The sequence below is a fragment of the Bacillus sp. EU55 genome, from assembly GCF_038005925.1.
Taxonomy (GTDB): domain Bacteria; phylum Bacillota; class Bacilli; order Bacillales; family Bacillaceae; genus Bacillus; species Bacillus velezensis.
Window position 1 is genome coordinate 3,710,872 of the sequence record NZ_JBBOUE010000001.1, and the last position, 15,615, is coordinate 3,726,486.

Sequence of the window (15,615 nt, forward strand, 5' to 3'; positions counted from 1 at the left end):
ATTCATTAAATATACAGGAGAATGCGATATGAAAATAAAATTATCGATTTTATCCGCGGCGGTTCTGGCCGCAGGCATTACCGCCTTTGTCTGGCCAAAAACAGAGGCCAATGAAAAAACGCAGACGGACGCCTTGTATGTTTCTCCCGCAGGCAGCGACCAAAATGAAGGAACGAAAGAAAAGCCGTTCCGCACATTAAAACATGCGGCTGAAAAGGCAGAGGCCGGAACAACCGTATTGATTCGGGAAGGGACGTACGATGAAACGTTTGAAGTAAAGCACAGCGGCACGGCCGAAAAGCCGATTACATTTCGGAACTATCAGAATGAGCATGTCTCAATCAGCGGCAAATCTGCGCCAAAAAGCGATTCTGAAACTCCGTTAATTCAAATCCGCAATAAACAGTACATCACCATTCACGGCGTTACGCTTGAGAATCTCTCCGTATCATCAGAAGATGCGACAGCCATGGGAATCTATGTCACCGGATCGAGCAGTCATATCAACATTGACGGCAACCATATCCGAAACATTAAAACCACGGCTGATGAGGGAAATGCACACGGCATCGCGTTTTACGGCACAGGCGCCATGAAGGATATCAGCATCACAAATAATACGGTTGAAAAACTGACGCTCGGCGCAAGCGAAGCGGTCGTGCTGAACGGGAATGTTGACGGATTTAAGATCGCCGGCAATACCATTCGGGACAATAACAATATCGGGATTGACGTGATCGGATACGAAGGAACGTCCAAGCAAAACGACTATGCGCGAAACGGCGTCATTGAAAACAATACGGTGAGCCATAACTCTTCTTACGGAAATCCCGCTTACGGAGATGAATATTCAGCGGGCGGTATTTACGTTGACGGCGCAGAACATGTGGACATTAAGAAGAACACCGTTTACAACAATGACCTCGGCATTGAAGCCACTTCCGAACATAAAGGGAAATACGCACAAGATATCCGGATTACGGATAACAAGGTGTACGGCAATGCTTACACCGGTATTTCAATCGGAGGCTATGACACGAAACGCGGCGGCACCATCAATTCGGTGATCGCTCATAACATTATGTATCGAAATGACACGAAGGACCTTGACGGCGGCCAGCTGCTGCTGCAGTACGGCACAAAAGGGAACACGATCGAAAAAAACATCATGACGGCAAGCGGTTCACGGATTTTTATCGCAAATGATTATACGAAAAACGAAGGCAATACCGTTAATCATAACGTCTATCACAAAGAAGCCGGAAAAGACGGTATTTGGAATTGGAAGAACACAGAATATGATTCATTCACAGCGTACCAAAAAGGAACGGCAAACGATTCGGATTCCATTTATGCGGACCCGATGTACCGTGACGAATCGTCTTATGACTTTACATTAAAGCCCGGATCACCGGCCCTGCCCGTCATTCAGTAACGAAACCATTAAAAAAAGCCAGTCTATATCAGACTGGCTTTTGTATTTATACACGAAGGAATTTCCGGATGGAAGTCAGACTTCCCCATACTCCGATAACCGCGCCGATCAGAATGAGCACAAGTGATACTTGGAACACAAACGGACTGTACGGCAGAAGTGAAACAAATGATCCCTGAACTTTCGGGGCCACCCAAGCAACCATCGACTGGTACGTACTCAGCACGAGAGCGATCGGTATGATAGAACCGAATACCCCCAGCAGCAGCCCTTCCAGGAAGAACGGCCAGCGGATAAACCAGTTTGTCGCACCGACAAGCTTCATGATTTCAATCTCTTTTCTTCTGGCGAAAATCGTGATTTTAATCGTATTTGAAATTAAGAACATCGCCGTGAACAGAAGGCCGATGATTAACGCAATCCCGATGTTGCGTGACACCCCGACGATCTTAAACAGACGGCTGACTTCTTCTTTCCCGTATGTCACTTTATACACATGATCAAGCTTCTCAATTTTTTTCGCGACTTTCGGCGTATCATGCGGATCTGTCGTTTTGACGATAAACGCGTTGTTCAGCGGGTTTTCCTGATCTTGCATTTTCATGGCCTTTCCGCTGTCACCGAAGCTTTTGACCAATTGATCAAGCTCTTTATCTTTAGATGAAAACTCTACGCTTTGGATTCCCGAGATGTCTTTTATCTCATTCTGCAGCGTATCCTGCGTTTTCTTATTGGACGTCAGATCGATTAATACTTTAATTTCCACTTCTTTTTCAGCATTTTTAGCCATGTTGTTTAAATTCAGCATAATGACTAAAAACACGCCGACCAAAATCAATGTAACGGTAACGGCACTGATGGATGCAAATGTCATCCATGTGTTTCTTCCGAGAGATTTAAAACTCTCACGCAAATGGCGCCCGAGAATTTTAATCATAAGAACCATACTCCCCTCTTGACTCATCACGCACAATAATTCCGTCTTCGATCGCGATGACCCGTTTCTTCATGGTGTTTACTATTTCTTTATTGTGTGTCGCCATCACGACGGTCGTTCCGCGGTTATTAATCTCTTCCAGCGTCTTCATGACTTCCCATGATGTTACCGGATCCAGGTTGCCCGTCGGTTCGTCAGCTATCACGACGTCAGGATTGTTGACGATGGATCTTGCGATGGAAACACGCTGCTGTTCTCCTCCGGAAAGCTGGTCGGGAAACTGCCGCGCTTTATGCTTCAGCTGCACAAGATCGAGCACTTCGAGCACGCGTTTTTTAATGACTGACTGCTGCTCTCCGATAACCTCAAGCGCGAACGCGACGTTTTCAAATACCGTCAGTTTCGGAAGAAGTTTGAAATCTTGGAAAACAACACCTATTTTACGCCGCACGAAAGGAATCTCTTTTTCTTTCACAGACGCGAGATCTTTATGATTAATCAATATTTGCCCTTTTGTCGGTTTTTCTTCTCTGTAAATCATTTTAATAAAAGTAGATTTACCGGCTCCGCTCGGTCCTACGACATATACAAATTCTCCGGGATGAATCATGACTGACAGCCCGTTAATCGCTTTTACACCGTTCGGATAGGATTTATATACTTCTTTCATCTCTATCATGAAATCACCTAATCTTTTAATTATGTCTTGCAGCCATAGAGTTCGTAAAAATACTGCGGTTTATGGCCGATTTACCAGGAAACAGATGAAAAATCTGAAAGTTCCTTTTCCTCAGTACACTTCATTATACGTCAAATTTAGACATATTACTATTACAGTTTCTTTTCATTCCCAGACCGTGAAAAAACCTTGCCCCTATAACAGGCAAGGTTTTTCTGTTATTTTTTCTGTGACAGCCATTTTGCGATCTTCGCGGCTTCCTCATCATTTACAAGATGGCTCGGCATATTGCCGCGTCCGTTTTTAATGATGCTTTCAATTTTAGCTTCATCATACTTCCCGCCGACTTCCTGTAAATTCGGACCTCCGCCGCCTTCTAAGTCTTTTCCGTGACAGCCGATACAGCTTTGCTGATAAAGCTCTTCTCCCGCTGACGCAGATGCTTTTGATCCGCCTGAGCTGTCAGAGCTTTCTTTTTTCGATTCATTGGAACCGCCGCATGCCGCCAGCAGGACGGACATGGTCAGAACCAGCGCCAGCAGCGCCCATTTTGATTTCATATGTAAGATGCACCCCTTCGCTATTATAACCCCGTTTACGCGCGTTTGAAACCCTCGCCGAGCACCTCGCTTGCGTCTGCGACAATGACAAAGGCTGACTCATCAATTTGTTTGACGATTTGTTTCAGTTTTGTGAATTCGGTCTGGCCGACGACACACATTAAGATCGGCCGGTCATGTTCCGTATACCCGCCGACTGCGGAAATCTTCGTCACACCCCTGTCGATTTCTTTAAACACAGCCGACCTGACGGCTTCTTCATGCTGCGTAATGATTAAAGCCATTTTGGAGCGGTTGAACCCGACCTGCACGACATCAATCGTTTTGCTTGAAATAAATACCCCGAGCATCGCATACAGTCCCTGCTCCACTCCGAAAACGAGCATCGCGCTCAGCACAATTAATCCGTCCATGATGGCAAGGCACGTTCCCAGCGACAGTCCCGTGTATTTGTGAATGATCTGCCCCGCCAGAGCCGTTCCCCCCGTGGAGCCTTTGCCGAGATACACGATGCCGATTCCCGTTCCGATCCCGACGCCTCCGAAAATCGCCGCCAGCAGTTCATGGGTCGTCGCGGCAGGCAGATCTCTTGTTAAATAGACAGCGAGCGGCAGAACGATGGAACCGACCAGTGTCTTCATTCCGAACTTCCCGCCGAGAATAATCACTCCGGCGATAAACAAAGGGATGTTAATAATCCACTGCACGTAAGCCGGTTCAAAACCAAACGTTTCTAAAATGGTGCTGATCCCGCTTACTCCCCCCGCTGCTATACGGTTCGGCAGCAAAAATACGTTAAACACGACCCCCGTAATCGCCGCGCCGATCATGATGTATATATAATCTTTGATCAGACGGAGCGGCTTATTGTGATTCACATCCATGCAAAATCCTCCGTTCTCCGATTTTCTCTCGATAGCATTTTAAGTCTTCCCGGCTTAGAAGTAAATAACAGCCAAATACCGTATTAATTTGCTAAAGCGCTGTTGTGAAAAATGGAAAAAGAGAACGGATAAAAAAACACACCTTGCCACAGGCAGGTGTGTTCCCGGATTACGACAGTTTAGAACGTAAATAGGCGTCAATGAAGATATCGATATCTCCGTCCATAACCGCCTGCACGTTCCCCATTTCCGTATTGGTGCGGTGGTCTTTCACCATGGAGTACGGATGGAAGACGTACGAGCGGATTTGGCTGCCCCAGCCGATTTCTTTCTGTTCACCGCGGATTTCGTCAAGCTCCGCCTGCTGTTCTTCAATTCTGCGCTGATACAGCTTCGCTTTGAGCATTTTCATCGCCCGGTCGCGGTTTTTGATTTGTGAACGTTCCGTCTGGCACGTGACGACTACATTTGTCGGCAGGTGGGTGATCCGAACGGCTGAATCAGTCGTATTGACGTGCTGTCCCCCGGCACCGCTCGCACGGTACGTATCAACTTTAATATCTTCGGTCCGAATATCAATGTCGATTTCTTCATTGAATTCAGGCATGACTTCACATGACACAAATGACGTGTGGCGGCGGCCTGATGAATCAAATGGAGAAATCCGCACGAGGCGGTGTACGCCTTTTTCCGCTTTTAAATAGCCGTATGCATTGTGGCCTTTAATAAGCAGTGTGACTGACTTAATTCCTGCTTCATCTCCCGGGAGATAATCAAGCGTTTCAACTTTGAAACCGTGTCTTTCCGCCCAGCGGGTATACATTCTGAGCAGCATGGAACCCCAGTCCTGGGATTCCGTACCGCCGGCCCCCGGATGAAGTTCTAAAATCGCGTTATTTTTGTCATATGGTTCACTGAGCAGCAGCTGAAGCTCAAATTCATTCAATTCCTTCGTTAATGACTTCAGCTCTTTTTCAAGCTCTTGCTGAAGGTCCTGGTCAGGTTCTTCTTTTAAAAGATCATGTGTCATTTGCAGCTCTTCGTGAGACTCGCTCAGCTGATGATAGGAGTTCACGTATTCCTTCAGACCGTTCGCTTCGTTAATGACGGTTTGGGCCTTCTGCTGGTCATTCCAGAATTCCGGTTCCGCCATCTTTTCATCTAATTCTGCAATGCGGGCTTCCTTTGATTCGAGGTCAAAGAGACCCCCTGAAGTCCGCTAAACGAGAAGCCATATTTTCGAGCTCTGCCCTGATTTCTGATAATTCCATTCCATTCACCTCATTAAAAGATCCGGGGCGTCATAAGACGCAGACCCGGTCATGTTCGCTTCATACAGTCGAGACTATTCTGTCCGGCCGCAGCAATTTTTATATTTTTTTCCGCTGCCGCAATGGCAAGGCGCGTTGCGTCCGATATCCACAACTTTGCGCACCGGCGCTTTTTTCGCTTGTTTGGCCTCATCGCCGTCCTGCGGCTGATGAGCCGTCGTTTGGCCCTGAACAACTTCTTCGCGTTCCAGATTGCTTTCAATCTCGGCCTTCATGACGAATTTCGCAACTTCGTCCTCAATGGACTCAATCATGTGCTCAAACATTGCGAAGCCTTCCATTTGATATTCACGCAGCGGATTTGTCTGCGCATAAGCGCGGAGGTGAATCCCTTGACGCAGCTGATCCATCGCATCAATATGATCCATCCATTTTGAATCAACAGCACGCAATACGATGACTTTTTCAAATTCACGCATCTGCTCTGTGCCGAAATTCTCTTCTTTTTCATTATATTTCGTCATGATGCGGTCCATGATCATCTCATGCATTTCATCCGGTTCTTTTCCGAAGATATCGCTCTTTTCAAGCGCGCCTTCATCAAGATACGTTGAATTCACCAGCTCCACGAGGCCGTCAAGATTCCATTCTTCCGGAAGCTCCTCTTTCGGCGTATAAGCGGCAATCGCACGCTCCAGTGAAGACTTGATCATGCCTTCCACAATGTCACGCAGGTTTTCAGAGTCAATGACTTCAAAACGCTGCTTGTAAATGACTTCGCGCTGCTGACGGAGCACGTCGTCATATTGAAGAAGCTGTTTACGTGAATCAAAGTTGTTTCCTTCGACACGTTTTTGAGATGATTCCACGGCGCGTGACACCATTTTGCTCTGAATCGGCGTGGAGTCATCCATACCGAACCGGTCAAGCATCGCCATCGTCCGTTCAGCTCCGAAACGGCGCATCAATTCATCTTCCATTGAAAGATAAAATTGTGTGATGCCCGGGTCTCCCTGACGTCCTGAACGTCCGCGGAGCTGATTGTCAATCCGGCGGGATTCGTGGCGTTCCGTACCGACGACTGCGAGGCCGCCAAGCTCTTTTACGCCTTCGCCGAGTTTAATGTCGGTTCCGCGTCCCGCCATGTTGGTCGCAATCGTGACAGCGCCTTTTTGTCCCGCTTCTTCAATAATCTGAGCTTCACGCTCATGGTTTTTGGCATTCAGCACCTGATGCGGAATCCCTTTGTTTTTCAGAAGTTTAGAAATCAATTCAGACGTTTCAACGGCAACCGTACCGACAAGAACCGGCTGTCCGGTCATGTAGCGCTGGGCGACATCCTCCGCCACCGCCTTGAATTTTCCTTCCATTGAGCGGTAGATCAAGTCCGGACGGTCGTCACGGATGACCGGCTGGTTGGTCGGGATAGATACAACCTGCATGTTATAAATATTGCGGAATTCTTCCTCTTCCGTTTTTGCGGTACCGGTCATACCGGCCAGCTTTTCGTACATACGGAAATAGTTTTGGAACGTAATCGTCGCCAATGTCATGCTTTCATTTTGAATCTCCAGGCCTTCTTTCGCCTCAATTGCCTGGTGAAGACCTTCGCTGTAGCGGCGTCCTTTCATCAGACGGCCGGTGAAGGAATCAACGATGACGACCTGGCCGTCCTCAACAACATAATCCACGTCTTTCTGCATCGCCGCATGGGCTTTTAAAGCCTGGTTGATATGGTGGTTCAAGGCCACGTTTTTGACATCAAACAGGTTGTCGATGCCGAACGTTTTTTCAGCCTTCGTCATTCCTTCTTCCGTCAGCTGAACGCCTTTCGTTTTGACGTCATACGTATAATCCTGATCTTTCTTGAGTGTGCGGACAAACGCATTTGCCTGCACGTACAGTTTTGTGGACTTCTGAGCTTGTCCGGAAATAATCAATGGCGTTCTCGCTTCATCGACTAAAATTGAATCGACTTCATCAATAACGGCAAAATGAAGCGGGCGCTGCACCATTTGTTCTTTATAGAGCACCATGTTGTCACGCAAATAATCAAAGCCGAGTTCATTGTTCGTTGAATACGTGATATCGGCAGCGTAAGCTTCGCGTTTTTCGTCTTTTGACATTGAATTCAGGTTCAGGCCGACTGTAAGCCCGAGAAACGCAAAGATTTCTCCCATTTGCTGGGCATCACGGCTTGCCAGATATTCGTTGACCGTTACGACGTGAACGCCTTTTCCCGTCAAGGCATTTAAATACACGGGAAGCGTAGACGTCAGCGTTTTCCCTTCCCCTGTTTTCATTTCGGAAATGTTCCCCTCATGAAGGGCTATGCCCCCCATGAGCTGCACTTTAAACGGGAACATGCCGGTTACGCGGCGGGAAGCTTCACGAACGACGGCAAACGCTTCGACAAGAAGGTCATCCGTCGTTTCTCCTTTTTCAAGCCGCTCTTTAAATTCTGCCGTTTTATGTTTAAGCGCCTCGTCAGAAAGATTTTCATAATCTCCTCTTACGGCATCAATGTCATTTGCTATTTTTTCGTATTTGTTCAGCGCACGTTTGGTCGGATCAAACATTTTATTTAAAATCCCAAGCATCTATAACGCTCCTCTATGTTCACATGCAGATTTTGCATGGAATAAATGATAATTTTCTGTCCATGTATACCTCTCATTATCATAACATACCTTTTGCTATTTCCAAAGAATTTGCAGATAAAGATAGAGAAAAACCTTCCGCGCGTTCACGGAAGGCTGGATGGGTTTATTCAGTCGGTTCAATTAATCCGTATTTGCCGTCATTTCTGCGGTAAACGACATTTGTGAGATTCGTCTCCGCGTTGGTGAATACGAAGAAATTATGTCCGAGCATATTCATTTGGAGAATCGCTTCTTCATTATCCATCGGTTTTAAATTAAAACGCTTTTGACGGACAATTTCCGGGCTGTCATCTTCAATTTCGTCCTGAACCGCTACGCCCGTATCAGCAGCGCTGCCGTTCTCGAAATAATGTTTCGGAAGACCCTGCTCGCGGAATTTTCGGTTGACTTTTGTTTTATGCTTTCGGATTTGACGTTCCAGCTTGTTTGTTGCGAGATCAATTGCATTGTACATATCCTCGTTATGCACTTCAGAACGAAGCGCCAGATCAGTCATCGGAATGGTGACTTCAACTTTGGATTCCTTATCGTTATAGAATTTTAAGTTGACGTTCACATCGGCATTGACGCTCTGCTCGAAATATCGTTCCAGCTTGCCGATTTTTCTCTCCACATGATCCTTTAACGCAGGTGTAACCTCAATGTTTTCTCCTCTGATATTGTAGTTCATCAAAGAACGCCTCCCTTTATCTAAGGATATGTAACTATTTCTCTTTTACCCCTTCTGATCCCTGCTGAAACGTTAAAATAATGTGTAAATTCGGTGAACGATGACGAATGGTGTCGGTTTTATCCGGCAGCTTCCGGCAGGATTATAAGTATATGCAAAGGACGCAGGCAAAAGACCTGCCGCTTGCAGCAGGTCTAGTGAAGAGCATACGGTTTGATGCAGTCGTGCGTCTGCTCCATCCATAGCTTATAATGCGGCAGAAAGATGGTTTTTAAAAACTCCTGAAAAGGGGCGGACGGGAAATCATAATCATTTAACATGCTGAAATCCTGAAAGATCTCGTCAAATGAGCGGATCGCCGTCTCCACGCATCGGCACTCAATGATAGACAGCAGAAGCGCATGAGAGGAATCGAGATGAAAAAAAGCCTGAATCAAATCGTTGTAAATCCGCTCGCCCTCCGTCTTAAAAAAATCATCCTGCGTGTCCAACAGGTAGCAAAGCCCCTCATCAATCGTAAAAAGAAGCTGGTAATAGGCTGACACCAAATGGTAATCGTTCAAACTTCTCAAAACACTCACCTATTTGCGTTTGTCGTAATAACGGCCGTCACTTGTCGTTTGATGATACGGATTGAAATACGTATCATGGTAGATTCGTTTTTTCTTAAGCGTTTTTATTTCATTTCGGATACCATCCTGAATCCGTTTCACTTCGCCGGTAATCAGGCGGTCCATCGCGGCCACCTGCTGAAGCAGCGTTTTTTCTTCTTCGGAAAAAGGCGGCTTTATGCCCGCAAGCATCTCCTCCCTTTTCTCCGTAAATGCCGTAACGCTGCTGATAAGACTGTCGCTTTCCGGGGCGTCCTTCAGCGCGGCGTACATGTTCTTCGTTTCGTTATACAAAGAAAAGACATTGCTGTTCATCAGGCAAGGCCGCCCGCGCCATGGCTGTTTTTCCGTTCACTCTGCATGGCCTGCTTCCACGTGTCGCGAAATTCAGTAACGAGCTTTTCCGCTTCATCTAAAAATTCTCCGTTATTCTGCACGTTCGCGTCGATCAGCCGGCGGCGGATGTAATCATAAATGGATGACATCTGTTCAGAAATCTCAATCTCCCGGTTTAACGTGATGCTGAGCTCTTGAATGATGTTTTGCGCCTTTACGATATTTTCATTTTTGGCTTCAAGGTTGTTTTGCTTCATCGCCTGCCTTGCCAGCTTAATGAATCGCAGGCAGCCGTTATAAAGCATAAGGGTCAGCTCTTCCGGAGCGGCTGTAAAGACGGATGTCTGCTGATAAGCAGCAAAAGGATTATTTATTGCCATTTTTATAAAACCTCCAAGGTTATGATGTTGAAGATCCTAACATTGACGTGAGATATGAAGATTGGCTGTTCAATTTCTCCAATGCCGTATCCAGTGCGCTGAACTTTTTATAATATCTCGTTTCGATATCATCCAGCTTCGTTTTCATATTGGAAATATTTGTTTCTATTTCATTCAGGCTTTTTCCGATGGCAAAGCTGGTTGATACCGAGCTTTCCGTACCCGCCTGTTTTGAAATTTGAGTCTGCATTTTGTTTAATGTGTCTTTTAATCTCCGGGCAATCCCCTGTTCCTCCGGGTTTTTGGTTTTCGCTGTATCAGGGCTGTCTGCATTAAACAGTTTAGCCACGAGAGAAGGGTTCTCGGTAATTTTCTGTTTCAGTTTCGCTTCGTCTTTAATAACAAGTTTTCCTTGATCCGTATAACTATCAGACGTCTCAATTCCGAAATCGGCAAGCTGATATTTTTTCCCGTCAATCGTAACCGTTGAGTACAAATCAAGCCGCATCTCCGCCAAACCGTTCTGCAGCGTGCTGTCGCTCCGTAATAAACCGCTTTTGGCTTTTGCCTCCCACTGCTCAATCTGCTTATCGGTCATCGCTTCTCTTTGTTCATCGGTTAGCGGCTTATAATCGCGGTATTTTGATTCTGTCACCTTCGCGTTTGCGCTTTTAATTAACGTATTGTATTTATCAACGAAATCTTTAATGTTGTCAAAAATCCCGTCCGTATCAGTCGTGCTGTTAATCGTAACCGTTTTATTGCTGTCCGTCACGCTGTTCAGCGTGTATTTGATGCCGTTGATCGTAAAGTTATTGGACGTTTTTGTCATTTCAAGCCCGTTGAACGTAAACTTCGCATTTTTCCCTTCGGCATTGGCCGTCAGTTCATTTGTCGCATCATCAACGGCAAAACCGAGCTGATCTTTCAGAAAGCTTTTGGTTGCGTCATCACCTGCGGCAAGGGTAAATCCTTCCCCCGTTTTATTGGAAGTGAACGCAATCGTGTCCACATAATCCGTGCCATTAGAGATTTTCTCTTTTAAAGCCGTCACCCCAAGGCCTGAGCTGTTCAGTTTAGAAATGACATCGTCAATCGTATCGGTTGCGGCGATCGTGACGTTTACCTCAGTCGGCTTCGTTTCACCCGGATTTGTGACATTGAATTTCAATGTTTGGCTCTGACCTGAAGTGAAATTGATGGCACCCGATGATTTATATGTCGTCGGCGTGGCCAGCTGCTGTACAGACATACTCGTTGAAATATTTTGCTCAGCACTGACGGCCGCCGCGCTGACACTGGAATCCGAACTTGTTACTGTTTTTTTATTCCAGTTTGTGGACATCAGCATATTATTAAATGTAGTAGAATACATGTCGGCAATCTGGGTATTCATTTCCCGATAAGCATCGCGCTTCCATTCAAGCGTCTGTTTTTGCTGATTTAATTTATTAAGCGGCTGCTTTTCGGCATCCATTAGTTTTTTCACCAGAGAATCTACATCAAGACCGGAATTAAGGCCTGTGATTCTTGTGACCATATGTACCCTCTCCTTTTCGGCGTTTAGTCGTAGACGGCTCTATGACAACAGTGAGTTTCCGACTGTTTATCATATCACAGCTCCATAAATGTATGATCTTATTCTTATATCGGTCATATTAAAAGGTTTTCAATAATTTAACTGCAAAATATAATGTTTCATTTTGTCAATAGGGTTCTTTGGCTTGCTGAAGGGGGAGATAGCTGAAGAAATAAAAAAAAGACCCTGGAGAACCAGGATCTTTCCGTCATTAACCTTTCAGCAATTGAAGAACTTGCTGAGGCTGTTGGTTAGCTTGCGCAAGCATAGCTTGAGAAGCCTGAGTAAGGATGTTGTTTTTCGTGTACTCCATCATCTCAGAAGCCATGTCTACGTCACGGATACGTGATTCAGCAGAAGTCAGGTTCTCAGAAGAAGTACCAAGGTTGTTGATTGTGTGCTCTAAACGGTTTTGAACCGCACCAAGTTTAGCGCGCTCGCTAGATACTGTGTCGATAGCTGTTTTGATTGTTGTAAGAGCTGAAGACGCAGCTTTAGCTGAAGAAGAGATGTCGATACCTTTAGATAACTTTTCGCCTTCTTCTAGTTTTTCACTTCCTACTAGAGCACCTTTATCATCATAATAACCAGCTTCTTTTGTAACTTTACCGTCTGTTACTTCTTCATCTGCCCAAGTAGCAGTGCTATTTCCATCACCTGATTTAAGTGTTCCATCAGCTTGAGCTGTATAAGTCGTACCAACTTTCAGGCTTTCAGAGTCCATTTTATTGATAGACAAAGTCATGGTTTGACCTTCGTTAGCTCCGATTTGGAACGTAAGATCTTTTGCAGTTCCGTCAAGAAGTTTCTTCGTGTTGAACTCAGTGTCAGTAGAGATTCTTGTTACTTCAGATGATAATTGGTCCATCTCTTTTTGAAGCTCAGAACGGTCAGAATCTGTGTTTGTATCGTTTGCCGCTTGTGTAGCAAGCTCGCTCATACGCTGAAGAATGCTGTGAGTTTCGTTCAATGCACCCTCAGATGTTTGGATAAGAGAGATTCCGTCTTGAGCGTTTTTAGACGCCATGTCTAAACCGCGAATTTGAGAACGCATTTTTTCAGAGATCGCAAGACCCGCAGCGTCATCACCAGCGCGGTTGATGCGAAGACCTGAAGATAATTTTTCCATGTTTTTTGCAGCAGAGTTTGAACCTGCATTCAGCTGACGGCTAGTGTTAAGAGCCGCGATATTGTGGTTGATTCTCATTTTGTATTTCCTCCCTGAATTGTTTTTCGCACGTCCTTGTGCATTTGCGCAGCGTCATTCTGAAGAAAATTTTTCCTCTCATTGGCTACACTATATATATCGGATGGCCGCTTCTATTGTTTATATTGAAAATAAAAAAATCCTCACTTTTTTTGTGAGGATAGGTTAAGTAATAAATCAGTATTAAAAGATACGGCTCTGTTGTTCTCTTCCAGGATCGACAAGTAGATTTCTTTCCGATGAATATCTACGTGCTGAGGCGCTTCAATTCCCAGCTTCACTTGCTCTCCTTCGATGGCGATCACCTTTATTTCAATATCCGGCCCGATCTGAATGGACTCATTCACTTTTCTTGAGAGAACTAGCATGATCCTCCTCCTATCAGATGTTTTGTTTCATAGGAAGCATCATGTAAAATGATTTGTTTCGCCTTCATTTCCTTTTTATTGACGATAATCGGCGCTTTTAAATTGGCGGTCGTGTTTTCAAAAGGCTCTTCCAGCGTTAAAATCGCCATCACTTCGACGTCCTCTATATCTTCAATATGCAAAAGCTCAAGCGTCGCATGGTCAATGTCAAATTCGTACCCTTTAAAGAAAATAAACGGACTGGCGACAATAAAGGCGATATGCTCCTGTTTCACAGACTGCAGCGCCAAAAACGGTGAATCTTCCGACAAAGGAAGAACAACAAATTGAGTCTCGTCATTAAATCCCGGCAGGCCGTTTTCAAATGAGATAATCTGCCCTTCATCTATTCTGATTTCTCCGTGATATTTTGTTTTAATTATCATGCTTCACAATCCTTTACCACTTTCATCTTTTATTCTGCGTTACCGTCGTCAACCGAAATCGTCACCTTAGGGTCTTGCATCATATCAATCTGAACTTTCCCCGGCGTATAATTCCATACAGGTTTATTGACGGCTGCTTCAATTGAAGGTTTGCGGGCTTCAATATCAATCGTAAGCTTTGAAGGAATGCAGTCAATGTCGACGAGAAACTGCGCAGGCAGAAAGTCGCTGAATTCGCCGAATGGATCGGGCGGACTGACATCTGCTGCCTGCCGGGCCATCACATTGCCCGTTTTCTTTTCGATAGCCGCCATTTCCTTCCCTTCCCTGACTGTTTTGGCAATAAACTCGCTGCAGGCTTCCGCACCTTTTTGAGCGGCTTCAGCGTTCAGCTTTTCAAATGATTTGAGATTCAAGTTCTCCCACGCCCTCGTCTGGTCAATCGTCAGTTTGGCCGGCGTGCTTTCAATGTTCAGCTCTGCCGGTGGCTGTTCGATTTCCAAGTCAGCGGGCGGCTGTTCCATCTCGATTTCTTCCTTTTGAAAGGTTATACCGATTTTAGCAGGCACACTGTCAATAATCAATCTCGGTATCTGCACAGAGATCCCCCCTGTTTATAGTATTTTAGTAAAAAAAGCGATCTCCCTGGTGTGAGTCGCTTTTTTATATATTGAAGACGGTCAGTTATATTATTTCAGAAAGTCAATCAGTGACGGCTGAATGATATTCGCATTCACTGACAGCGCTGCTCTATGAACCGTCTGTTGAGATAAATAATCAACAATTACATCTTCCATTTCTACATCTTCATTATCGGACAATACTTTTTCAGCGGTTGCCGCTTGTGATTCCAATCTTGTCTGAATGAGTTCCAATCGGTTTGTGCGTGCGCCGATATTGGATTTTTCAGCATTCATTTTATCAGTAAAACCGTCAATATCTGACAGAATTTGATCTGAATCTGCTTCGGACAGCGTGCCTTTGCTTAAAGAAGCTTCTAAGGAGTTGAGAAATTCAAATACATTATCTCCATTTTGTGCGACGCCTCCGAAAGCTGAGTTTGGATCAGAATTCACTTTCAGCACTGCTCCGTTTGAGATGTTTATGTTAACATCCGAAGCACCGGTATAATTCTCATAGTTGTACGTATATGTGCCGTCGGCATTTTCAGTGATCGGCGGGACGTCTGAATTTGTTCCGTTAAACAGATAACGTCCGTTTACCTGAGTATTCGCGACAGAAACGAGCTGCTTTTTCAGCTGGTCGATTTCTGTACCGATTGCTTTCAATTCTGTTTCACCGTTCGAATCACTTTTCGCCTGAACCATCAAGTCTCGGATTTTCCCCATAATATCCGTTTCCGAGTTTACGCTTGATTCCGAGTTTTCCAGCCATGTAAAACCTTGCGAAACATTCCGCTGATACTGGTTTACCTGCGCAAGCTGAGTACGGTACTGCATTCCCTTCATTGCAACGACCGGATCATCAGAAGCTTTCGTGATTTTTTTCCCCGTAGACACTTGCTGCTGAAGCCGATCGAGCTTGTCAAAACTTGAGCCGATAAATCGAAGAGAATTTTTTGCGATCATCCCTTGAGTTACTCTCATTTA

17 protein-coding genes are annotated in these 15,615 nt (G+C 45.3%); 1 reads left to right on the forward strand and 16 read right to left on the reverse strand.

Features of this window, described 5'->3' with window-relative positions; genetic code table 11:
* The first annotated feature begins 28 nt into the window (after nt 1-28).
* Nucleotides 29-1,435, forward strand: coding sequence for a right-handed parallel beta-helix repeat-containing protein (locus tag NYE50_RS18950; RefSeq protein WP_159354639.1), 1,407 nt, complete (start codon nt 29-31; stop codon nt 1,433-1,435).
* Between the two features lie 46 nt (nt 1,436-1,481).
* On the opposite strand, the gene ftsX is transcribed toward NYE50_RS18950, so the two are convergent.
* The 16 genes from ftsX to flgL all read right to left on the reverse strand — a co-directional run bounded on the left by ftsX (nt 1,482) and on the right by flgL (nt 15,612).
* A complete protein-coding gene (ftsX, locus tag NYE50_RS18955; RefSeq protein WP_007407464.1) occupies nt 1,482-2,372 on the reverse strand; it encodes a permease-like cell division protein FtsX in 891 nt (296 codons plus the stop codon).
* Nucleotides 2,365-3,051, reverse strand: a complete 687-nt coding sequence (gene ftsE, locus NYE50_RS18960; RefSeq protein WP_007407465.1) for a cell division ATP-binding protein FtsE — start codon at nt 3,049-3,051, stop codon at nt 2,365-2,367. Before ftsE ends, ftsX begins: the two co-directional genes overlap by 8 nt.
* A gap of 218 nt (nt 3,052-3,269) precedes the next feature.
* Nucleotides 3,270-3,611 (reverse strand): cytochrome c551, encoded by a 342-nt coding sequence (cccB, locus tag NYE50_RS18965; RefSeq protein ID WP_003151417.1) that lies wholly within the window; start codon nt 3,609-3,611, stop codon nt 3,270-3,272.
* A gap of 35 nt (nt 3,612-3,646) precedes the next feature.
* Nucleotides 3,647-4,495 carry a YitT family protein gene (locus NYE50_RS18970; protein ID WP_007614078.1) on the reverse strand — a complete coding sequence of 283 codons (849 nt, stop codon included), beginning with the start codon at nt 4,493-4,495 and terminating at the stop codon, nt 3,647-3,649.
* Between the two features lie 169 nt (nt 4,496-4,664).
* Nucleotides 4,665-5,766 (reverse strand): peptide chain release factor 2 gene (gene prfB, locus NYE50_RS18975; RefSeq protein WP_096145009.1). Its coding sequence is split into 2 segments (ribosomal slippage): nt 4,665-5,693 and nt 5,695-5,766, totalling 1,101 coding nucleotides; the frame shifts between segments, so codons are not numbered across the junction.
* Between the two features lie 74 nt (nt 5,767-5,840).
* The gene (gene secA / locus NYE50_RS18980; RefSeq protein ID WP_007407469.1) at nt 5,841-8,366 is read right to left on the reverse strand and encodes a preprotein translocase subunit SecA; all 2,526 of its coding nucleotides are present in this window, start codon (nt 8,364-8,366) and stop codon (nt 5,841-5,843) included.
* A gap of 166 nt (nt 8,367-8,532) precedes the next feature.
* Entirely contained in the window at nt 8,533-9,099 is a 567-nt protein-coding gene (gene hpf / locus NYE50_RS18985) for a ribosome hibernation-promoting factor, HPF/YfiA family (protein ID WP_003151413.1), read from the reverse strand.
* Between the two features lie 194 nt (nt 9,100-9,293).
* Nucleotides 9,294-9,671, reverse strand: a complete 378-nt coding sequence (locus tag NYE50_RS18990; RefSeq protein ID WP_159354641.1) for a hypothetical protein — start codon at nt 9,669-9,671, stop codon at nt 9,294-9,296.
* A 9-nt stretch (nt 9,672-9,680) separates the two neighbouring features.
* A complete protein-coding gene (gene fliT / locus NYE50_RS18995) occupies nt 9,681-10,025 on the reverse strand; it encodes a flagella biosynthesis regulatory protein FliT (RefSeq protein WP_172868893.1) in 345 nt (114 codons plus the stop codon).
* Nucleotides 10,025-10,426, reverse strand: a complete 402-nt coding sequence (fliS, locus tag NYE50_RS19000) for a flagellar export chaperone FliS (RefSeq protein WP_003151407.1) — start codon at nt 10,424-10,426, stop codon at nt 10,025-10,027. The genes fliT and fliS overlap by 1 nt, the downstream gene beginning before the upstream one ends.
* Nucleotides 10,427-10,445: 19 nt before the next feature.
* Nucleotides 10,446-11,966 carry a flagellar hook-associated protein 2 gene (locus tag NYE50_RS19005; protein ID WP_022553863.1) on the reverse strand — a complete coding sequence of 507 codons (1,521 nt, stop codon included), beginning with the start codon at nt 11,964-11,966 and terminating at the stop codon, nt 10,446-10,448.
* A 250-nt stretch (nt 11,967-12,216) separates the two neighbouring features.
* Complete coding sequence (locus NYE50_RS19010) at nt 12,217-13,212, reverse strand: flagellin N-terminal helical domain-containing protein (RefSeq protein WP_022553864.1); 996 nt, start codon at nt 13,210-13,212, stop codon at nt 12,217-12,219.
* A gap of 143 nt (nt 13,213-13,355) precedes the next feature.
* Complete coding sequence (gene csrA, locus NYE50_RS19015) at nt 13,356-13,580, reverse strand: carbon storage regulator CsrA (RefSeq protein ID WP_003151402.1); 225 nt, start codon at nt 13,578-13,580, stop codon at nt 13,356-13,358.
* Nucleotides 13,574-14,005 (reverse strand): flagellar assembly protein FliW, encoded by a 432-nt coding sequence (gene fliW / locus NYE50_RS19020; protein ID WP_007407475.1) that lies wholly within the window; start codon nt 14,003-14,005, stop codon nt 13,574-13,576. Before fliW ends, csrA begins: the two co-directional genes overlap by 7 nt.
* A 29-nt stretch (nt 14,006-14,034) precedes the next feature.
* On the reverse strand, nt 14,035-14,604 hold the full coding sequence (locus NYE50_RS19025) for a DUF6470 family protein (RefSeq protein WP_017418818.1): 570 nt from the start codon (nt 14,602-14,604) through the stop codon (nt 14,035-14,037).
* Nucleotides 14,605-14,694: 90 nt separating this feature from the next.
* Nucleotides 14,695-15,612, reverse strand: a complete 918-nt coding sequence (gene flgL, locus NYE50_RS19030) for a flagellar hook-associated protein FlgL (protein ID WP_159354643.1) — start codon at nt 15,610-15,612, stop codon at nt 14,695-14,697.
* Between the last annotated feature and the right edge of the window lie 3 nt (nt 15,613-15,615).